The sequence below is a fragment of the Pseudomonas sp. AC229 genome (genome assembly GCF_979254655.1).
This window is the reverse complement of the sequence record NZ_CEEDHK010000022.1, coordinates 38,037-57,673: the sequence shown is the minus strand read 5'-3', so window position 1 is coordinate 57,673 and position 19,637 is coordinate 38,037. Positions and strand designations below refer to the sequence as shown.

The window sequence follows — 19,637 nt, the reverse complement described above, 5'->3', positions numbered from 1 at the left end:
AAATACAAAACGCCCGATGCGGTGCATCGGGCGTTTTGAGATTGAAACAGGTGTAAACCTATTTCAGGACTAGACACAGAAAAATGTCGCGTGCGCTGAAAATTGCCGTCTCGGTGGATGGCAAGCCGAAACCCAAGCGCCCACTCCTGTCTCGCCCTTCACTCAAGCGCCAACTTCCCTAACGCTTTGCTCGCTTATGCGCTAACAGCAACTACCCTTCCCCAACGTAGGGCGTTTCCGATTTAACGCCCAAATAATAACGAATATCATCTACAGCACAATTTGCTGTCATTAACAATAAAAAAGCGGATGTTCGACTAACGACGTAGAACGCGTCATAACCCCGACGCCACGGGCTTTGCGCGATTTGCGCCGCTAAGATGTTGGCCTGTAAGTTAATTTTTTATAAGGAAAAATTTACTTACGAAGGCAGACACGCATAAAATTACGAAAATTAGATTGCTGGCTATGGATTACAACCGGCAACTTTCATCTCCCATGATTCCGCCGATGCTTGTCTAAGGAGTACCGGCATGCCTGCTGAAGCTGTCGCGACCATGTCCCACAACTGGGGCTTTGCCATTTTCCTGCTGGGCGTTATCGGCCTTTGCGCCTTTATGCTCGGCGTCTCCAGCCTGCTCGGTGGCAAGGCGTGGGGTCGGGTTAAAAACGAGCCGTTCGAATCCGGCATGTTGCCCACCGGCAGCGCTCGCCTGCGCCTGTCGGCAAAATTCTATTTGGTCGCGATGCTCTTCGTGATCTTCGACGTTGAAGCCCTCTTTCTCTTCGCCTGGTCGGTATCTATTCGTGAAAGCGGATGGGCCGGCTTTATTGAAGCTACAGTTTTTATAGCAATTCTGTTGGCAGGTCTTGTCTACCTATGGCGCATCGGTGCTCTTGATTGGGCTCCCGAAGGTCGTCGCAAGCGGCAGGCGAAGCTAAAACAATGAGGCTTTGGCGATGCAATACAAACTCACCAGAATCGACCCGGATGCGCCTAATGAGCAGTATCCGATCGGCGAGCGGGAGACCGTTTCCGATCCTCTAGAGGATCAAGTCCACAAAAACATCTACATGGGCAAATTGCAGGACGTGCTGAATGGCGCGGTCAACTGGGGGCGCAAGAATTCCCTCTGGCCGTACAACTTCGGTCTGTCCTGCTGCTACGTGGAGATGACGACTGCCTTCACCGCTCCCCATGACATCGCCCGGTTTGGCGCCGAAGTAATTCGTGCGTCACCCCGTCAGGCCGACTTCATGGTGATTGCAGGCACCTGCTTCATCAAAATGGCTCCGGTCATCCAGCGCTTGTACGAGCAAATGCTCGAGCCCAAATGGGTTATCTCCATGGGCGCCTGCGCGAATTCCGGCGGCATGTACGATATTTACTCTGTCGTTCAAGGGGTGGACAAATTCCTGCCCGTGGACGTTTACGTGCCCGGCTGCCCTCCTCGCCCTGAAGCATTCCTGCAAGCGCTGATGCTGCTGCAAGAATCGATTGGCCAGGAGCGTCGCCCACTTTCCTGGGTCGTTGGCGAACAAGGCGTTTACCGCGCCGATATGCCGTCGCAAAAGGAACAGCGCCGTGAACAGCGTATTCAGGTAACCAACCTGCGCAGCCCCGACGAAGTGTGATCTAGCTTTTTCTTACCCAGAAAGTCCGCCGGATTCACCCTTTACGTTGACTGATAGCGACCGAGACCATGACTGCAGACACCGCTCTGTACATCCCGCCTTACAAGGCAGACGACCAAGACGTCGTCACCGAATTGAACACGCGCTTTGGCGCAGATGCGTTTACCGCCCAGCAAACCCGCACCGGCATGCCAGTGTTGTGGGTGGCGCGTGAGCGGCTGATCGAGGTGCTGACCTTTCTGCGTCAGCTGCCCAAGCCCTACGTCATGCTCTACGACCTGCACGGCGTCGACGAACGCCTGCGCACTCAGCGTCGTGGTTTGCCAGGTTCGGACTTCACGGTGTTCTACCACCTGATGTCGATCGAGCGGAACAGCGACGTCATGCTCAAAGTCGCGCTGTCCGAAGGCGACCTGAACCTGCCGACCGTGACCAACATCTGGCCGAACGCCAACTGGTACGAGCGCGAAGTGTGGGACATGTACGGCGTGACCTTTGCCGGTCACCCGCACCTGACCCGCATCATGATGCCGCCGACCTGGCAGGGTCACCCGCTGCGCAAAGACTACCCAGCGCGCGCCACCGAGTTCGATCCGTTCAGCCTGTCGGTTGCCAAGCAGAACCTGGAAGAAGAAGCCGCGCGCTTCAACCCCGAAGACTGGGGCATGAAACGCGGCAACGAGAACGAGGACTACATGTTCCTCAACCTCGGCCCCAACCACCCTTCGGCCCACGGTGCGTTCCGTATCGTGCTGCAGCTGGACGGTGAAGAAATCGTCGACTGCGTACCGGAAGTGGGTTACCACCACCGTGGCGCCGAGAAGATGGCCGAGCGTCAGTCCTGGCACAGCTTTATTCCTTACACCGACCGTATCGACTACCTCGGCGGTGTGATGAACAACCTGCCGTACGTGCTTTCGGTCGAGAAGCTGGCTGGCATCAAGGTGCCGGAAAAGGTCGACGTCATCCGCATCATGATGGCCGAGTTCTTCCGCATCACCAGTCACCTCTTGTTCCTCGGTACGTACATTCAAGACGTCGGCGCCATGACCCCGGTTTTCTTCACCTTCACCGACCGTCAGCGCGCCTACACCGTGATCGAAGCCATCACCGGTTTCCGTCTGCACCCGGCCTGGTACCGCATCGGCGGCGTTGCGCACGACCTGCCGCGCGGCTGGGAAAAGCTGGTGAAAGACTTCGTTGAATGGCTGCCCAAGCGCCTCGACGAATACGAAAAAGCCGCCCTGAAAAACAGCATTCTGCGTGGCCGTACCATTGGCGTTGCCCAGTACAACACCAAGGAAGCGCTGGAATGGGGCGTCACCGGCGCCGGCCTGCGTTCCACCGGCCTGGACTTCGACCTGCGTAAAGCGCGCCCTTACTCGGGCTACGAAAACTTCGAGTTCGAAGTGCCGCTGGCAGTGAACGGCGATGCCTACGACCGCTGCATCGTGCGCGTGGAAGAAATGCGCCAGAGCGTGAAAATCATCGACCAGTGCCTGCGCAACATGCCGTCCGGCCCGTACAAAGCGGATCACCCACTGACTACGCCGCCGCCGAAAGAGCGCACCTTGCAGCACATCGAAACCTTGATCACGCACTTCCTGCAAGTTTCCTGGGGCCCGGTCATGCCGGCCAACGAAAGCTTCCAGATGATCGAAGCGACCAAGGGCATCAACAGTTATTACCTGACGAGCGACGGCGGCACCATGAGCTACCGCACCCGCATTCGTACGCCAAGCTTCCCGCACCTGCAGCAGATTCCTTCGGTAATCCGCGGCAGCATGGTCGCGGACTTGATCGCGTACCTGGGCAGTATCGACTTCGTTATGGCTGACGTGGACCGCTAACTATGACTACCACCACGCTGATTCAAACCGACCGTTTCACCCTCAGCGATGCCGAGCGCACGGCCATCGAACATGAGCTGCACCACTACGAAGATTCCCGCGCGGCCTCCATCGAAGCGCTGAAGATCGTTCAGAAAGCCCGTGGTTGGGTGCCAGATGGCGCCATCGCCGCCATCGGCGAGATCATCGGCATTCCGGCCAGCGACGTCGAAGGCGTTGCCACCTTCTATAGCCAGATTTTCCGCCAGCCCGTTGGCCGCCACATCATTCGCGTGTGCGACAGCATGGTCTGCTACATCGGCGGCCATGAATCGGTGGTCAGCAGCATCCAGCAACAGCTGGGCATCGGCCTCGGTGAAACCACTGCCGATGGCCGCTTCACTCTGCTGCCGGTGTGCTGCCTGGGCAACTGCGACAAGGCCCCGGCGCTGATGATCGACGACCACACCTTTGGCGACGTGCAACCAGACGGCGTGGCAGACCTGCTGGAGGCTTACGTATGACGTCCGCTTCGACCACCCGCCTGACCTCCTTCGGCCCGGCCAACAGCATCGCCCGCACTGCGGAAACTCACCCGCTGACCTGGCGTCTGCGTGACGACGCCCAGCCGCTCTGGCTTGAGGAATACCAGGCGAAAGACGGCTACGCCGCCGCGCGTAAAGCCTTCGCCGACCTGTCGCAAGACGACATCGTCCAGACCGTCAAAGACTCAGGCCTCAAAGGCCGAGGCGGTGCCGGCTTCCCCACGGGCGTGAAGTGGGGGCTGATGCCCAAAGACGAATCCATGAACATCCGCTACCTGCTGTGCAACGCGGACGAAATGGAACCCAACACCTGGAAAGACCGCATGCTCATGGAGCAGCTGCCGCACTTGCTGATCGAAGGCATGCTCATCAGTGCGCGCGCGCTCAAGGCCTATCGCGGCTACATCTTTCTGCGTGGCGAATACGTTGATGCGGCCACCAACCTCAACCGCGCCGTGGCTGAAGCCAAGGCTGCCGGCCTGTTGGGCAAGAACATTCTGGGCAGCGGTTTCGACTTCGAACTGTTCGTGCACACCGGTGCCGGTCGCTACATCTGCGGTGAAGAAACCGCGCTGATCAACTCGCTCGAAGGCCGTCGCGCCAACCCGCGCTCCAAGCCGCCCTTCCCCGCTGCCGTTGGCGTATGGGGCAAGCCGACGTGCGTGAACAACGTCGAGACCCTGTGCAACGTGCCGGCCATCGTTGGCAACGGCGTCGAGTGGTACAAGGGCCTCGCCCGTCCGGGCAGCGAAGACATGGGCACCAAGCTCATGGGCTTCTCCGGCAAGGTGAAAAACCCGGGCCTGTGGGAACTGCCGTTCGGCGTCACTGGCCGTGAGTTGTTTGAAGACTACGCCGGCGGCATGCGCGACGGCTTCACCCTGAAAGCCTGGCAACCCGGCGGTGCGGGCACCGGCTTCCTGTTGCCCGAACACCTGGATGCGCAAATGTACGCCGGCGGTATCGCCAAGGTCGGCACCCGTATGGGCACCGGCCTGGCCATGGCGGTGGACGACAAGGTCAACATGGTTGCCCTGCTGCGCAACATGGAAGAGTTCTTCGCCCGCGAGTCGTGCGGTTTCTGTACGCCGTGCCGCGATGGCCTGCCGTGGAGCGTGAAAGTGTTGCGCGCCATTGAAAAAGGTCATGGCCAGCCAGGCGATATCGAAACCCTCGAGGGCCTGGTCAACTTCCTCGGCCCAGGCAAGACGTTCTGTGCACACGCACCGGGCGCCGTGGAGCCGCTGGGTAGCGCAATCAAATATTTCCGACCGGAGTTCGAGGCGGGCATTTCCCGAATCAGCACACCGGTGGCGCCGACGCAGTTCGTCAGCGCCTAACGTTTCAACGACGGCGGCCAGAACGCCTACCCATGAGCTCTGGCCCCATCGAACCGTGATTCTATTAGCCAAGCCCGCCAGTTGAGCGTGGCGAAAACCGCAGCAAACGCGGCTTTCACCCCTGAACAAACGGGCCAACGAAGAAACTTGAACTATGGCCACTATCCACGTAGACGGCAAAGCGCTCGAAGTCGATGGAGCAGACAACCTGTTACAGGCCTGTCTGTCCCTCGGGCTCGACATTCCGTACTTCTGCTGGCACCCGGCGCTCGGTAGCGTCGGCGCCTGCCGCCAGTGCGCGGTGAAGCAGTACACCGACGAAAACGACACCCGTGGTCGCATCGTCATGTCCTGCATGACCCCCGCCACCGACAACACCTGGATTTCCATCGACGACGCTGAGTCCAAGGCCTTCCGCGCCAGCGTCGTTGAATGGCTGATGACCAACCACCCGCACGACTGCCCCGTGTGCGAGGAAGGCGGCCATTGCCACCTGCAAGACATGACTGTGATGACCGGCCACAACGAGCGCCGGTATCGCTTCACCAAACGCACCCACCAGAATCAGGAACTCGGCCCGTTCATTGCGCACGAAATGAACCGCTGCATCGCCTGCTACCGCTGCGTGCGTTACTACAAGGACTACGCCGGCGGCACCGACCTCGGCGTATTCGGCGCCCACGACAACGTGTACTTCGGTCGCGTTGAAGACGGCGTTCTGGAAAGCGAGTTTTCCGGCAACCTCACCGAGGTCTGCCCGACCGGTGTGTTCACCGACAAAACCCACTCGGAACGCTACAACCGCAAGTGGGACATGCAGTTTTCGCCGAGCATCTGCCACGGTTGCTCGAGCGGCTGCAACATCAGCCCCGGCGAGCGCTACGGCGAAATCCGCCGTATCGAAAACCGCTACAACGGCTCGGTGAACCAGTACTTCCTCTGCGACCGTGGTCGCTTTGGCTATGGCTACGTCAACCGCACCGACCGTCCGCGTCAGCCGCTGCTGGCCGCCAGCAATCAGAAGCTCAGCGTGGACGCAGCGCTGGACAACGCCGCCGACTTGCTGCGCGGTCGCAACATCGTTGGCATCGGCTCGCCGCGCGCCAGCCTGGAAAGCAACTTCGCCCTGCGCGAATTGGTCGGCGCCGAGCATTTCTACTCGGGCATCGGCGCTGTTGAGCTGGACAACCTGCGCCTGGTCTTGAGCGTGCTGCAAAACAGCCCGTTGCCGATTCCGACCTTGCGTGACATCGAAGACCACGACGCCGCATTCGTGCTCGGTGAAGACCTCACGCAAACCGCCGCCCGCCTAGCCCTGGCCTTGCGCCAGTCGGTGAAAGGCAAGGCCGAAGACATGGCCGAAGCCATGAAGATTCAGCCGTGGCTCAATGCCGCTGTGCAGAACATCGGCCAGCACGCGCTGAATCCGCTGTTTATTGCCAGCCTCGACGCCACCAAGCTCGACGACGTGGCCGAAGAGTGCGTGCACGCCGCGCCGGATGACCTGGCGCGCATCGGCTTTGCCGTCGCCCACGCCATCGACGCCAGCGCTCCGGCCGTTGCCGGTCTGGACGCCGAAGCCCTGGAACTGGCCCAGCGCATCGCCGACAGCCTGCTGGCAGCCAAGCGTCCGCTGGTAATTGCCGGCACCTCGCTGGGCAACAAAGCCTTGATCGAAGCCGCCGCCAACATCGCCAAGGCCCTCAAGCTGCGCGAGAAAAACGGCTCCCTCAGCCTGGTGGTCAGCGAAGCCAACAGCCTGGGCCTGGCCATGCTCGGCGGCGACTCTGCCGACGCCGCGCTGCAAGCTGTGGTCGACGGCAAAGCCGACGCCATCGTGGTGCTGGAAAACGATCTGTACACCCGCGCCGACAAAGCGTTGGTCGACGCCGCACTGAGCGCCGCCAAAGTCGTCATCGTTGCCGATCACCAGCAAACCGACACCACGGCCCGCGCCCATCTGGTGTTGCCAGCGGCGAGCTTCGCCGAAGGCGACGGTACGCTGGTCAGCCAGGAAGGCCGCGCCCAGCGCTTCTTCCAAGTGTTTGATCCGACCTACTACGACCCAAGCATTCTGGTTCACGAAGGCTGGCGCTGGTTGCATGCACTGCGCAGCACCCTGCTCGGCCAGAACGTCGATTGGACGCAGCTCGACCAAGTGACCGCCGCCACCGCTGCCAGCACGCCGCTGCTGGCCGGTATCGTCGATGCTGCACCGGGCGCCTCGTTCCGCATCAAAGGCCTGAAAATGGCCCGTGAGCCGCTGCGTTACAGCGGTCGCACCTCGATGCGCGCCAATATCAGCGTGCACGAACCGCGCGCCTCGCAAGACAAAGACACCGCCTTCGCCTTCTCCATGGAAGGCTACTCCGGCTCCGCCGAACCGCGTCAGCAAGTGCCGTTCGCCTGGTCGCCGGGCTGGAACTCGCCGCAAGCCTGGAACAAATTCCAGGACGAAGTCGGCGGTCACTTGCGTGCTGGCGACCCAGGCACGCGCCTGATCGAAAGCAAAGGCGATGGCCTCAGCTGGTTTGCCACTGCTCCGGGCGCATTCAACCCGGCGCCAGGCACCTGGCAGGTAGTGCCGGTTCATCACCTGTTCGGCAGCGAAGAAAATTCCTCGCGCGCCGCGCCGGTTCAGCAGCGTATTCCTGAAGCCTACGTCGCCGTCGCCGCTTCGGAAGCGGCCCGCTTGGGCGTGAACGAAGGCGCGCTGGTCAGCCTCAACGTAGCCGGCCAGACCTTGCGCCTGCCGCTGCGCGTCAGCGAAGAGCTGAGCGCGGGCATCGTTGCGTTGCCGGTTGGTTTGGCAGGCATCCCCGCCGCGATTGCTGGCAAAACCGCTGATTCGCTGCAGGAGGCCGCGCAATGAGTTGGTTCACGCCTGAAGTGATCGACGTGATCATCGCCGTGCTCAAGGCCATCGTCGTGCTGCTCGCCGTGGTGGTGTGCGGCGCGTTGCTGAGCTGGGTGGAACGTCGCCTGCTGGCCCTGTGGCAAGACCGTTACGGTCCGAACCGCGTGGGTCCGTTCGGTGCGTTCCAGATCGCCGCCGACATGATCAAAATGTTCTTTAAGGAAGACTGGACGCCGCCGTTCGCCGACAAGGTGATTTTCACCCTGGCGCCGGTGGTGGCCATGAGCTGCCTGCTGATCGCCTTCGCCGTCATCCCGATCACCCCGACCTGGGGCGTGGCGGACCTGAACATCGGCCTGCTGTTCTTCTTCGCCATGGCCGGTTTGTCGGTGTACGCGGTGCTGTTTGCCGGTTGGTCGAGTAACAACAAGTTCGCCCTGCTCGGCAGCCTGCGTGCCTCGGCACAAACCGTGTCGTACGAAGTGTTCATGGGCCTGTCGCTGATGGGCATCGTGGCGCAGGTGGGCTCGTTCAACATGCGCGACATCGTTGAATACCAGGCGCAAAACCTGTGGTTCATCATTCCGCAGTTCTTCGGCTTCTGTACGTTCTTCATCGCGGGCGTGGCCGTTACCCACCGTCACCCCTTCGACCAACCGGAAGCCGAGCAAGAGCTGGCCGACGGTTACCACATCGAATACGCCGGCATGAAATGGGGCATGTTCTTTGTCGGTGAGTACATCGGAATCGTGCTGATCTCGGCCCTGCTGGTCACGCTGTTCTTCGGCGGTTGGCACGGTCCGTTCGACATTCTGCCGTCGCTGTCATTCCTCTGGTTCGCGCTCAAAACCGGCTTCTTCATCATGCTGTTCATCCTGCTGCGCGCCTCGATTCCGCGCCCGCGCTATGACCAGGTGATGGACTTCAGCTGGAAGTTTTGCCTGCCGCTGACCCTGATCAATTTGCTGGTGACCGCTGCCGTGGTGTTGCTCAACACCCCGGCCGGCGTGGCTCAGTAACGGAGAATGACCATGCTTAAGTATGTGCTCCACGTTGTGCATGGCACCTATACCCAGCTTCGCAGCTTGGTGATGGTGTTCTCCCATGCCTTCCGCAAACGCGACACCTTGCAGTACCCCGAAGAGCCCGTGTACTTGCCGCCGCGCTACCGCGGCCGCATCGTGCTGACCCGCGACCCCGATGGTGAAGAGCGCTGCGTAGCGTGCAACCTGTGCGCCGTGGCCTGCCCGGTGGGCTGCATCGCCCTGCAGAAAGCCGAGACCGACGACGGTCGCTGGTACCCGGAATTCTTCCGCATCAACTTCTCGCGCTGCATTTTCTGCGGCCTGTGCGAAGAAGCCTGCCCGACCACCGCGATCCAGCTCACGCCGGATTTCGAAATGGCTGAGTTCAAGCGTCAGGACCTGGTGTACGAGAAGGAAGACCTGCTGATTTCCGGTCCCGGCAAAAACCCGGACTACAACTTCTACCGCGTGGCCGGTATGGCCATTGCTGGCAAGCCGAAGGGCGCGGCGCAAAACGAAGCCGAGCCGATCAACGTCAAGGGGTTGCTGCCGTAATGCGCGCTCAACTGACTCTGAATGTGGCGACCGGCCGTTGGCTGCCTGTATCCGTCGTGGGAATCTGACTATGGAATTCGCTTTCTACTTCGCGTCCGGCGTGGCGGTGGTGTCCACTCTTCGAGTGATCACCAACACCAACCCGGTTCACGCCCTGCTCTACCTGATCATCTCGTTGTTGGCTGTGTCGATGACGTTCTTCAGCCTCGGCGCGCCGTTTGCCGGTGCGCTGGAAATCATCGTGTATGCCGGCGCCATCATGGTGCTGTTCGTGTTCGTGGTGATGATGCTCAACCTCGGCCCCGTTGCCGCCGATCAGGAACGTGTCTGGCTCAAGCCCGGCATCTGGTTCGGCCCGGCATTGCTGGCGTTGTTGCTGCTGGCGGAATTGCTCTACGTGCTGTTCGGCAACCCGAGCGCCGGCGCCATCGGCCTGACCACCGTTGACGCCAAAGCCGTGGGCATCAGCCTGTTTGGCCCGTACCTGCTGGTTGTTGAGCTGGCCTCCATGCTGCTGTTGGCAGCGGTGGTCGCCGCGTTCCACCTCGGCCGTCAAGAGGCGAAGGAAATCCAATGATGAATTCGATCCCCCTGGAACACGGCCTCGCCGTAGCCGGTGTGCTGTTCTGTCTCGGCCTGGTAGGTCTGATGGTGCGCCGCAACATTCTGTTCGTGCTGATGAGCCTGGAAATCATGATGAACGCCGCCGGTTTGGCCTTCATCGTGGCGGGCAGCCGCTGGGCACAGCCTGACGGACAAGTGATGTTCATTCTGGTGCTGACCTTGGCTGCCGCCGAAGCCAGCATCGGCCTGGCCGTGTTGTTGCAGCTCTACCGCCGCTTCCACACCCTCGATATCGACGCTGCCAGCGAGATGCGCGGATGAACCTTTTATTCCTGACATTTACCTTCCCCCTTATCGGCTGGCTGCTGCTGTCGTTCTCGCGCGGCAAATGGTCGGAAAACCTCTCGGCGCTGATCGGCGTGGGCTCCGTTGGCCTGTCGGCCCTGACCACCGCCTTTCTGATCTACCAATTCAACGTCAACCCGCCAGAAGGCGGCGTGTACAGCCAAGTGCTGTGGCAATGGATGTCGGTAGACGGCTTCGCCCCAAGCTTCACCCTGTACCTGGACGGCTTGTCGCTGACCATGCTGGGCGTCGTGACGGGCGTCGGCTTTCTGATTCACCTGTTCGCCTCGTGGTACATGCGCGGTGAAGCCGGTTACTCGCGCTTCTTCTCGTACACCAACCTGTTTATCACCAGTATGTTGTTCCTGGTTCTGGGCGATAACTTGCTGTTCCTGTACTTCGGTTGGGAAGGCGTGGGCCTGTGCAGTTACCTGCTGATCGGCTTCTACTACAGCAACCGCAACAACGGTAATGCCGCACTCAAGGCCTTTATCGTCACTCGTATCGGCGACGTGTTCATGGCCATCGGCCTGTTCCTGCTGTTCCAGCACCTGGGCACCTTGAATATTCAAGAGCTGCTGGTTCTGGCGCCGCAAAAACTGCAGGCCGGCGATACCTGGATGTGGTGGGCGACCCTGATGCTGCTGGGTGGCGCCGTGGGTAAATCGGCCCAGCTGCCGCTGCAAACCTGGCTTGCCGATGCAATGGCCGGCCCGACGCCGGTTTCCGCGCTGATTCACGCGGCCACCATGGTGACCGCTGGCGTGTACCTGATTGCCCGCACCCATGGCCTGTTCCTGCTGGCGCCGGAAGTGCTGGAGCTGGTTGGCATCGTCGGCGGCGTGACCTTGGTGCTCGCCGGCTTTGCTGCGCTGGTACAGACCGACATCAAGCGCATCCTCGCTTACTCGACCATGAGCCAGATCGGCTACATGTTCCTGGCCCTGGGCGTTGGCGCCTGGGACGCAGCGATTTTCCACCTGATGACCCACGCCTTCTTCAAGGCCCTGCTGTTCCTCGCCTCCGGCTCGGTGATCGTCGCCTGCCACCACGAGCAGAACATCTTCAAGATGGGCGGCTTGTGGAAGAAGCTGCCGTTGGCCTACGCAAGTTTCATCGTCGGTGGCGCCGCCCTGGCCGCCCTGCCCTTCGTGACGGCTGGCTTCTATTCCAAGGATGAAATTCTTTGGGAAGCGTTCGCCAGTGGCCACACCGGTTTGCTCTACGCCGGGTTGGTCGGTGCGTTCATGACCTCGCTGTACACCTTCCGCCTGATCTTTATCGCCTTCCACGGCGAGGCGAAAACCGAAGCCCATGCCGGTCACGGCATCAGCCACTGGTTGCCGCTGTCGGTGCTGATTGTGCTGTCGACCTTTATCGGCGCGCTCATCAGCCCGCCGCTGGCTGGCGTGCTGCCGGAAAGCTTCGGCCACGCCGGTGGCGAAGCCAAACACAGCCTGGAGCTGTCGTCGGGCCTAATCGCCATTGCCGGTATCGCCCTGGCTGCGGTGCTGTTCCTCGGCAAGCGCCGTTTCGCCAGCGCAGTGGCCAACAGCGGCCCGGGCAAACTGCTCTCGGCCTGGTGGTTCGCTGCGTGGGGCTTCGACTGGATCTACGACAAGCTGTTCGTGCAGCCGTACCTGCTAATCACCCGCCTGCTGGGCAACGACCCCATCAACAGCAGCATCGGTGTGGTTCCGCGCTTGGTACGCCTGGGTAACAGCCTGATGAGCCGTACGGAAACCGGCAACCTGCGCTGGTACTCGGCCTCGGTGGCCGGCGGTGCCGTGCTGCTGCTCGCCCTTCTTCTGATTTTGAATTAAGGAAAACAGCCCGTCATGATTCTGCCTTGGCTAATCCTGATTCCCTTTATCGGCGGCCTGCTGTGCTGGCAGGCCGAACGGTTCGGCAACACCCTGCCGCGCTGGATCGCGCTACTGAGCATGGTGCTGCTGTTCGGCCTGAGCCTCTGGCTGTGGACCACTGGCAACTTCAGCCTGGCGCCCGCGCCAGGTGCGGAGCCGGTTTGGGCCCACGAGTTCAAGGTGCAATGGATCGAGCGCTTCGGCATCACCATTCACTTGGCCATGGACGGTTTGTCCGTGCTGATGATCGTGCTCACCGGTTTGCTCGGTGTGCTGTCTGTGCTCTGCTCGTGGAATGAAATCCAGAACCGCGTCGGCTTCTTCCACCTCAACCTGCTGTGGATTCTCGGCGGTGTGGTAGGCGTGTTCCTGGCCATCGACCTGTTCCTGTTTTTCTTCTTCTGGGAAATGATGCTGGTGCCGATGTACTTCCTCATCGCGCTCTGGGGTCACAGCGGCAGCAAAGGCAACACCCGCATCAATGCGGCTACCAAGTTCTTCATCTACACCCAGGCCAGCGGCCTGATCATGTTGGTGGCGATTCTTGGGCTGGTGTTCGTTAACTACAACGCCACCGGCGTGATCACCTTCAACTACGCCGACCTGCTGAAAACCAAGCTGTCCGAAGGCACCGAATACGTGCTGATGCTCGGTTTCTTCATTGCCTTTGCGGTGAAGTTTCCCGTGGTGCCCTTCCACTCCTGGCTGCCCGACGCCCACGCTCAAGCGCCGACCGCCGGCTCGGTCGACCTGGCCGGTATCCTGCTGAAAACCGCCGCCTATGGCCTGTTGCGCTTCGCCTTGCCGTTGTTCCCTAACGCTTCGGCCGAGTTCGCCCACATCGCCATGTACCTCGGCGTGTTCGCGATCATCTACGGTGCCCTGCTGTCGTTTGCTCAAACCGACATCAAGCGTCTGATCGCCTATTCCAGCGTGTCGCACATGGGCTTTGTGCTGATTGCCATCTACTCCGGCAGCCAGATCGCCTTGCAAGGCGCCGTCGTGCAGATGATTGCTCACGGTCTGTCGGCCTCGGCGCTGTTTATTCTCAGCGGCCAGTTGTATGAGCGCCTGCACACTCGCGACATGCGCGAAATGGGCGGTATCTGGGGACGCCTGCCGTACCTGCCGGCCATCAGCCTGTTCTTCGCTGCGGCGGCTCTGGGCTTGCCTGGCACCGGTAACTTCGTCGGCGAATTCCTGATTCTGGTAGGCGCGTTCAAAGCCTTCCCGTGGTTCACGATCGTGGCGGCAACCGGCCTGGTCTTCGGCTCGGTGTACTCGCTGATCATGATTCACCGTGCCTACTTTGGTCCGACCAAGTCTGACGATGTACTGCGAGGCATGAACGCCCGTGAGATGTTCATGGTGCTGGGCCTGGCGGTGTTGCTGATTCTGCTTGGGGTCTACCCGCAGCCGATTCTGGACACCTCGTCGGCCACTATGCAGGGCATCCAACACTGGCTGGGTACCGCTTCCACTCAACTCGCATCGGGCCGGTAGCCTGTAATGGAAAGCCGCGTTATGGAATTCACGACTCAACACCTGCTCGCCCTGCTCCCGCTGCTGGTGGTTTGCGCCACCATTGTGGTGGTGATGCTGGCCATCGCCTGGCGACGCAACCACAGCCAGACCTTCATTTTGTCGGGTCTGGGTTTGAACCTGGCCTTGCTGTCGATCATTCCCGCCGTCAAAGCCACGCCGCTGGCGGTCACCAGCTTGTTGCTGGTGGACAACTTCGCCAACTTCTACATCGGCCTGATTTTGGTTTCGACGCTGGCCTGCGTGACCTTGGTGCACGCCTACATGGGCGACGACAAGGTCGGCTTCCCAGGCAACCGCGACGAACTGTACCTGCTGATTCTGCTGGCCGCCGCCGGTGGCATCGTGCTGGTCTGCGCGCAGCACCTGGCCGGTTTGTTCATCGGTCTGGAGCTGCTGTCGGTGCCGGTCTACGGCATGGTCGCTTACGCATTCTTCAACAAGCGCTCGCTGGAAGCCGGCATCAAATACATGGTGCTGTCGGCCGCCGGTTCGGCGTTCCTCTTGTTCGGTATGGCCCTGCTCTATGCCGACGCCGGCACCCTGAGCTTCGCCGGTATCGGCGCCAAGCTGGCCGCCACTGGCGCGCAAAGCGCCATGGCGCAGTTGGGCATGGGCATGATGCTGGTTGGCCTGGCGTTCAAGCTGTCGCTGGTGCCGTTCCACCTGTGGACGCCCGACGTTTACGAAGGCGCGCCCGCACCCGTGGCCGCGTTCCTGGCTACTGCCAGCAAAGTGGCCGTGTTCGTGGTGATGGTTCGCTTGTTCCTGCTCTCCCCGGCCGCCAACGAAGGGCTGCTGACCACCGTGCTGTCGGTGATCGCCGTGGCTTCGATTCTGGTCGGCAACTTGCTCGCCCTGCTGCAGAACAACCTCAAGCGACTGCTGGGTTATTCCTCCATCGCCCACTTTGGCTATTTGATGATCGCGGTCATCGCCGGCAAAGGCTTGGCGGTTGAAGCGGTTGGCGTGTACCTGGCCACCTACGTGCTGACCAGCCTCGGCGCGTTTGGCGTGGTGACGCTGATGTCCACGCCCTTCAGTGGCCGCGATGCCGACGCCTTGTACGAATACCGCGGCCTGTTCTGGCGCCGTCCGTACCTGACCGCCGTGCTCACGGTGATGATGCTGTCGCTGGCGGGTATTCCGCTGACGTCCGGCTTTATCGGTAAGTTCGTGGTGGTCATGGTTGGCGTGCAAACCCAACAATGGTGGCTGCTGGGCGCCCTGGTGCTGGGCAGTGCGATTGGGGTGTTCTACTACCTGCGCGTGATGGTCACCTTGTTCCTGGTGGAACCGAACCTGCATCGCCACGATGCACCGTTCAACTGGGGTCAGCGGACCGGCGGCATCATGCTGCTGGCCGTGGCGCTGCTGGCCTTCGTGCTCGGCGTGTACCCACAACCGCTGCTGGAACTGGTGCAACACTCGACGATGGTGCTGACGCCGTAAGCGCAGCGCCCCGTGAAAAGGCCCGGCTCGATGCCGGGCTTTTTTATGCCCGAGCATCTGCAAAAAAACCGCGAACGCGTGGTGGCTATGGGGTGCGCAGGCAGTGATAGAACGTGCTGAGGTGTGGAAGACGACTGTCGGGCGTCGGGGCCAGATCCCGCATTAGCGCCACGCCATGCGCAGCAACTTACTCACATAGCTGGGCTGAAGCGCCTGCCAACACGACAGGGTTACGGCCTGCCGATAAAAGCGTCGCGCCGAGCAATCATCCCCGGCCAGCAGCGCCGCGCGAAAGAGCGAGAGGTAACGCTGGGCCGCATAGCGCTGACGCAAGCGCTGGCACTCCTGTGGCAGGCGAGCGAACACCTCGTGCAGCATGCCTTGGGCCACTGACTCTTCGTGCGCTCGGCAGTGGCGCAGACTGTCGGTGTGTTTATAAGCCCGCACCAAGGGCTGGCAGACGGTCACCGCTGGGCCGCTGACCAACACATAGGCGAACACCGCCACATCTTCGCCGCTGCGCAGCGTTTCCGGGTACGGCCGTTGCAGCAGTAAGTCGCGGCGAAACAGGCAGCGGCTGTGGGAAATGGAGATACGCTTTTCCAGCAAATACCGGCGGCAGCGCTGCACGGTCGTGCCCGTTATGGGCGTGGGCAGCCTCAACCGCTGACTGCCATCGGCATACACCGAAACCTGGGCGCCCAGCACCATGGCCGCCGATGGCTCTGCGCTCAACGCCTCGCGCAGGGCGCGGAAGGCGTCTGGTAACAACTCATCATCGGCATCCAGCATCAGCACGTAAGCGCCTCGCGCCGCCCGAACGCCGCGATTGCGCGCCGCCGCCACGCCGGCATTGGCTTGGCGATACACCTGCAGCTGGCCGGGATAGCGCTTGGCGTAGCGTTGCAGCACGTGGGGCGTGTCATCCTGAGAGCCGTCGTCGATAACCAGCAACTCGATATCGTCGTGCCATTGGCTCAACACCGAATCCAGCGCTCTGGGCAGCAAGTGGGCGTAGTTGTAAGTGGGCACCACAACGCTTATGAGGACGTGCGGCGCGCAAATCGTGGCCGCCTGCGCAGGTGCAACGGGTACAAGCGGAAGTCGCGCTGCCGCGAAGCGGGTTCGTAACAGTCGCCAGAAAGGTCGCTTGGTGGGCTGATGAAGCGGGTCGGTGTGCGGTTTTGAAAGGATGAACGTCATGGCGACCCTGCCTCAAAAAAGGGGTCGCCAGCTTGCAGACAGCCCGGCGCGGTTAATGCCGGACCGACAGGTGCGCTCGGTAGGCAATTACCGAAAGAAAGGACGCCGTTTAAACGGTTTTAAGAAGGCAGGCGCACTTTCTGATGGGTGCTGGTGAAAATGCCCCAGCAAGAAAGGAACAGCGCAGCAATCAACGGGCCGATCACAAAGCCGTTCAAGCCGAAGATTGTGAGCCCGCCCAGGGTCGATAGCAGAATCATGTAGTCCGGCATGCGCGTGTCGCGGCCCACCAAAATCGGGCGCAGCACGTTGTCGACCATACCGATCACCAACACCCCCCAGACGCTGAGCGCCACACCCTGCCAGATGGCGCCGGTGGCGAGGAAATACACGGCCACCGGCACCCAGACAATGCCACCGCCCACCGCTGGCAGCAGCGACAAGAAGGCCATCAACACCGCCCATAGCAGCGGGCTGGTGATGCCCAGAAACCAGAACGCCAAACCGCCCAGGGCGCCCTGCGTCACCGCCACCAGCACGTTGCCTTTTACGGTCGCCCGCACCACGCGGGTGAAGCGCAGTTGCAGGCGGCGCTTTTGCCCCTCGTTCAGCGGAATGGCGCTACGGATGCGCCGCACCAGTTCCTGACCGTCGCGCAGAAAGAAGAACAGCAGGTACAGCATGATCGCGAAGCTGACCAGAAACTCGAAGGTGTTCTGTCCCAGGGTGAACGCCTGGCTGGCGACGGCTTGGCTGCCTTGCATGGCGCCGCTGATGGCTTTGTCTTTGAGGCCGTTGAGGCTGCCCATGCCGAAACGGTCCATCTGCCCCTGCACGTAAGTGGGCAGGTGACGTTTGATTTCGAAAATGTAGGCGCCGATGTCCAGCTCGCCGCTTTCGATACGTTTGTAGAGTTCGCCGGCTTCCTGCACCAGCAAGGCGGTGGTGAACACCACGGGCAAAATGGCGATACACAGGCACACCAGCAACGTCGCCAAGGCGGTCAGGTTGCGCGAGCCTTGGTGGCGACGGGCGAGGTGGCGCTGCAGCGGGTTAAACAAAATGGCCAGGATCACCGCCCAGAACACGGCGCCGTAGTACGGCAGCAAAATCCAGCCGAAGGCGAGCGTTACTGCGGTCAGCAGGACGAGGAAGAGTTTGTTTTCAATTGCGGGGTCGGCCATGGCTGCTCGCGGTTTGTGAAAGGCTGATGTGCCATTAGTCCGCGAGCAGCCTGGCAAGTGCAGGTTTTATCCGTGCTGCGCTTGAGGTGCCTGGTTCAGGCCTGCATGGCCCAACCATCGACGTTCATGGCCGCTTGGCGCAGCGCCTCGGAACGTGTCGGGTGCGGGTGGCAGGTCAGGGCGATATCTTCAGCCGAGGCAGCGAATTCCATGGCCACGCAATACTCGCCAATCATCTCGCTGACGCTGGGTCCAATGAGATGCACGCCGAGAATTTCGTCGCTGCGCTCATCGGCCAGCACTTTTACAAAGCCCTCGCTTTCGTGGTTGATTTTCGCCCGGCTGTTGCCGGCGAATGGAAACTTGCCGACCTTGTAGGCCCGCCCTTCGGCCTTGAGCTGCTCCTCGGTTTTGCCGACCGTCGCCACTTCCGGCTTGGTGTAGATCACGTTTGGAATCAGCGCGTAGTTGACCTCACCGGCTTTGCCGACGATTTGCTCGATGCAGGCAATCGCCTCGTCTTCGGCCTTGTGCGCCAACATCAGGCCAGAGGTCACGTCGCCAATGATCCAGATGCCTGGCACGCCTGAGCGGTGTTTCTGGTTTTCCAACATGCCGCGTTTGTCTGGGGTGATGCCCACGGTTTCCAGGCCCAGGCCTTGGGTGAACGGGCGGCGGCCGATGGCGACCAGCACATAATCGGCTTCCAACGTTTGTTTTTCGCCGCCGGCCGCCGGTTCGATTTCCACGGTCACACCGGTGGCCGTGGCGGTGGCGCTGCTGACTTTGCTGCCGAGCTTGAATGAAAAGCCTTGCTTGGCCAGGGAACGCTGGAAGGTTTTGCCGGTTTCCAGATCCAGCCCCGGGCAGATGCGGTCGAGGTATTCGACCACCGTCACTTCACTGCCGAGCCGGCGCCACACCGAGCCAAGTTCCAAGCCAATCACCCCGGCGCCAACAATCACCAGGTGCTTGGGCACTTCGGGCAGCGACAGCGCGCCGGTGGAGTCCAGAATGCGCTGGTTATCAATGGTCACGCCTGGCAGCGGCGTAGGCTCGGAGCCGGTGGCGATGACGATGTCTTTGGCCGTCAGCACTTGCTCGCTGCCATCGGCGGCTTTGACCACCACCCTGCCCGGCCCATCGATGCGGCCCCAGCCTTTAATCCATTCGGCTTTGTTCTTGCGAAAGAGGAATTCGATGCCCTTGGTCAGCGTGGTCACGCTTTCGTCCTTCTGCTTCATCATCTGCGCCAGGTTGAGCGTGGGTTTGACCTCAATGCCCAGCTTGGCGAATTCCGGGCCTACGGCCGCCTCGTATAACTCGGACGCGTGCAGCAGCGCTTTCGATGGCATGCAACCGACGTTAAGGCAGGTGCCGCCCAAGGTGTCGCGCCCTTCCACACAGGCGACCTTCAGGCCCAACTGGCCGGCACGAATCGCCGCGTTGTAGCCGCCTGGGCCGCCGCCAATTACCACTACGTCGTAGTTGCTCATGCTGGTTCTCCGGTTGGGAAATTTCTTAGCAGTAAAGACTGCAATTGAGTCGTTGGTGCACGGAAACGCATCGCGGCTGAAGCCGCTCCTACAGGTTTTTTAAGTTGGTCATGGCGTTTATGCCACTAAGCTTGGCACTTATATTACGGCCTTCATATTGTTTTACATGACGAGTGTAATTTAGGCTGTAAGCGTGATGC

Annotated in this window: 16 protein-coding genes; 13 read left to right on the top strand and 3 right to left on the bottom strand. The window is 61.0% G+C overall.

The window, feature by feature from the left end; genetic code table 11:
- The first annotated feature begins 557 nt into the window (after positions 1-557).
- The 13 genes from AC0IW7_RS23745 to nuoN all read left to right on the top strand — a co-directional run bounded on the left by AC0IW7_RS23745 (position 558) and on the right by nuoN (position 15,554).
- Positions 558-950 carry an NADH-quinone oxidoreductase subunit A gene (locus AC0IW7_RS23745; protein WP_463384681.1) on the top strand — a complete coding sequence of 131 codons (393 nt, stop codon included), beginning with the start codon at positions 558-560 and terminating at the stop codon, positions 948-950.
- 10 nt (positions 951-960) lie between these two features.
- Positions 961-1,635 carry an NADH-quinone oxidoreductase subunit B gene (locus AC0IW7_RS23740; RefSeq protein ID WP_122498037.1) on the top strand — a complete coding sequence of 225 codons (675 nt, stop codon included), beginning with the start codon at positions 961-963 and terminating at the stop codon, positions 1,633-1,635.
- Between the two features lie 68 nt (positions 1,636-1,703).
- Positions 1,704-3,485, top strand: coding sequence for an NADH-quinone oxidoreductase subunit C/D (gene nuoC / locus AC0IW7_RS23735; RefSeq protein WP_122498035.1), 1,782 nt, complete (start codon positions 1,704-1,706; stop codon positions 3,483-3,485).
- A gap of 2 nt (positions 3,486-3,487) precedes the next feature.
- Positions 3,488-3,988: an NADH-quinone oxidoreductase subunit NuoE gene (gene nuoE, locus AC0IW7_RS23730; RefSeq protein ID WP_471821226.1), complete on the top strand. Its 501-nt coding sequence runs from the start codon at positions 3,488-3,490 to the stop codon at positions 3,986-3,988.
- Positions 3,985-5,349 carry an NADH-quinone oxidoreductase subunit NuoF gene (gene nuoF, locus AC0IW7_RS23725; protein WP_471821225.1) on the top strand — a complete coding sequence of 455 codons (1,365 nt, stop codon included), beginning with the start codon at positions 3,985-3,987 and terminating at the stop codon, positions 5,347-5,349. The genes nuoE and nuoF overlap by 4 nt, the downstream gene beginning before the upstream one ends.
- Before the next feature lie 154 nt (positions 5,350-5,503).
- Positions 5,504-8,221: an NADH-quinone oxidoreductase subunit NuoG gene (gene nuoG / locus AC0IW7_RS23720; protein WP_471821223.1), complete on the top strand. Its 2,718-nt coding sequence runs from the start codon at positions 5,504-5,506 to the stop codon at positions 8,219-8,221.
- Entirely contained in the window at positions 8,218-9,225 is a 1,008-nt protein-coding gene (gene nuoH / locus AC0IW7_RS23715; RefSeq protein WP_122498029.1) for an NADH-quinone oxidoreductase subunit NuoH, read from the top strand. The genes nuoG and nuoH overlap by 4 nt, the downstream gene beginning before the upstream one ends.
- A 12-nt stretch (positions 9,226-9,237) precedes the next feature.
- Positions 9,238-9,786, top strand: coding sequence for an NADH-quinone oxidoreductase subunit NuoI (gene nuoI / locus AC0IW7_RS23710; protein WP_122498027.1), 549 nt, complete (start codon positions 9,238-9,240; stop codon positions 9,784-9,786).
- A gap of 70 nt (positions 9,787-9,856) precedes the next feature.
- On the top strand, positions 9,857-10,363 hold the full coding sequence (gene nuoJ, locus AC0IW7_RS23705; protein WP_122498025.1) for an NADH-quinone oxidoreductase subunit J: 507 nt from the start codon (positions 9,857-9,859) through the stop codon (positions 10,361-10,363).
- Positions 10,363-10,671, top strand: a complete 309-nt coding sequence (gene nuoK, locus AC0IW7_RS23700; RefSeq protein ID WP_122453234.1) for an NADH-quinone oxidoreductase subunit NuoK — start codon at positions 10,363-10,365, stop codon at positions 10,669-10,671. Before nuoJ ends, nuoK begins: the two co-directional genes overlap by 1 nt.
- Entirely contained in the window at positions 10,668-12,518 is a 1,851-nt protein-coding gene (gene nuoL, locus AC0IW7_RS23695; protein ID WP_471821221.1) for an NADH-quinone oxidoreductase subunit L, read from the top strand. Before nuoK ends, nuoL begins: the two co-directional genes overlap by 4 nt.
- A gap of 15 nt (positions 12,519-12,533) precedes the next feature.
- A complete protein-coding gene (gene nuoM / locus AC0IW7_RS23690; RefSeq protein ID WP_122498021.1) occupies positions 12,534-14,063 on the top strand; it encodes an NADH-quinone oxidoreductase subunit M in 1,530 nt (509 codons plus the stop codon).
- Positions 14,064-14,084: 21 nt separating this feature from the next.
- Positions 14,085-15,554 carry an NADH-quinone oxidoreductase subunit NuoN gene (gene nuoN / locus AC0IW7_RS23685; protein WP_122498019.1) on the top strand — a complete coding sequence of 490 codons (1,470 nt, stop codon included), beginning with the start codon at positions 14,085-14,087 and terminating at the stop codon, positions 15,552-15,554.
- Positions 15,555-15,716: 162 nt separating this feature from the next.
- On the opposite strand, the gene AC0IW7_RS23680 is transcribed toward nuoN, so the two are convergent.
- The 3 genes from AC0IW7_RS23680 to lpdA all read right to left on the bottom strand — a co-directional run bounded on the left by AC0IW7_RS23680 (position 15,717) and on the right by lpdA (position 19,437).
- Complete coding sequence (locus AC0IW7_RS23680) at positions 15,717-16,586, bottom strand: glycosyltransferase family 2 protein (protein WP_471821219.1); 870 nt, start codon at positions 16,584-16,586, stop codon at positions 15,717-15,719.
- Positions 16,587-16,876: 290 nt separating this feature from the next.
- The gene (locus AC0IW7_RS23675; RefSeq protein ID WP_471821218.1) at positions 16,877-17,941 is read right to left on the bottom strand and encodes an AI-2E family transporter; all 1,065 of its coding nucleotides are present in this window, start codon (positions 17,939-17,941) and stop codon (positions 16,877-16,879) included.
- Between the two features lie 95 nt (positions 17,942-18,036).
- Positions 18,037-19,437: a dihydrolipoyl dehydrogenase gene (gene lpdA / locus AC0IW7_RS23670; protein WP_471821216.1), complete on the bottom strand. Its 1,401-nt coding sequence runs from the start codon at positions 19,435-19,437 to the stop codon at positions 18,037-18,039.
- Between the last annotated feature and the right edge of the window lie 200 nt (positions 19,438-19,637).

Bases quoted from the DNA above. Each gene is read 5' to 3' on its own strand.
- AC0IW7_RS23745 (WP_463384681.1), top strand. From the start codon at position 558: ATGTCCCACAACTGGGGCTTTGCCATTTTCCTGCTGGGCGTTATCGGC.
- AC0IW7_RS23740 (WP_122498037.1), top strand. From the start codon at position 961: ATGCAATACAAACTCACCAGAATCGACCCGGATGCGCCTAATGAGCAG.
- nuoC (WP_122498035.1), top strand. From the start codon at position 1,704: ATGACTGCAGACACCGCTCTGTACATCCCGCCTTACAAGGCAGACGAC.
- nuoE (WP_471821226.1), top strand. From the start codon at position 3,488: ATGACTACCACCACGCTGATTCAAACCGACCGTTTCACCCTCAGCGAT.
- nuoF (WP_471821225.1), top strand. From the start codon at position 3,985: ATGACGTCCGCTTCGACCACCCGCCTGACCTCCTTCGGCCCGGCCAAC.
- nuoG (WP_471821223.1), top strand. From the start codon at position 5,504: ATGGCCACTATCCACGTAGACGGCAAAGCGCTCGAAGTCGATGGAGCA.
- nuoH (WP_122498029.1), top strand. From the start codon at position 8,218: ATGAGTTGGTTCACGCCTGAAGTGATCGACGTGATCATCGCCGTGCTC.
- nuoI (WP_122498027.1), top strand. From the start codon at position 9,238: ATGCTTAAGTATGTGCTCCACGTTGTGCATGGCACCTATACCCAGCTT.
- nuoJ (WP_122498025.1), top strand. From the start codon at position 9,857: ATGGAATTCGCTTTCTACTTCGCGTCCGGCGTGGCGGTGGTGTCCACT.
- nuoK (WP_122453234.1), top strand. From the start codon at position 10,363: ATGAATTCGATCCCCCTGGAACACGGCCTCGCCGTAGCCGGTGTGCTG.
- nuoL (WP_471821221.1), top strand. From the start codon at position 10,668: ATGAACCTTTTATTCCTGACATTTACCTTCCCCCTTATCGGCTGGCTG.
- nuoM (WP_122498021.1), top strand. From the start codon at position 12,534: ATGATTCTGCCTTGGCTAATCCTGATTCCCTTTATCGGCGGCCTGCTG.
- nuoN (WP_122498019.1), top strand. From the start codon at position 14,085: ATGGAATTCACGACTCAACACCTGCTCGCCCTGCTCCCGCTGCTGGTG.
- AC0IW7_RS23675 (WP_471821218.1), bottom strand. From the start codon at position 17,941: ATGGCCGACCCCGCAATTGAAAACAAACTCTTCCTCGTCCTGCTGACC.
- lpdA (WP_471821216.1), bottom strand. From the start codon at position 19,437: ATGAGCAACTACGACGTAGTGGTAATTGGCGGCGGCCCAGGCGGCTAC.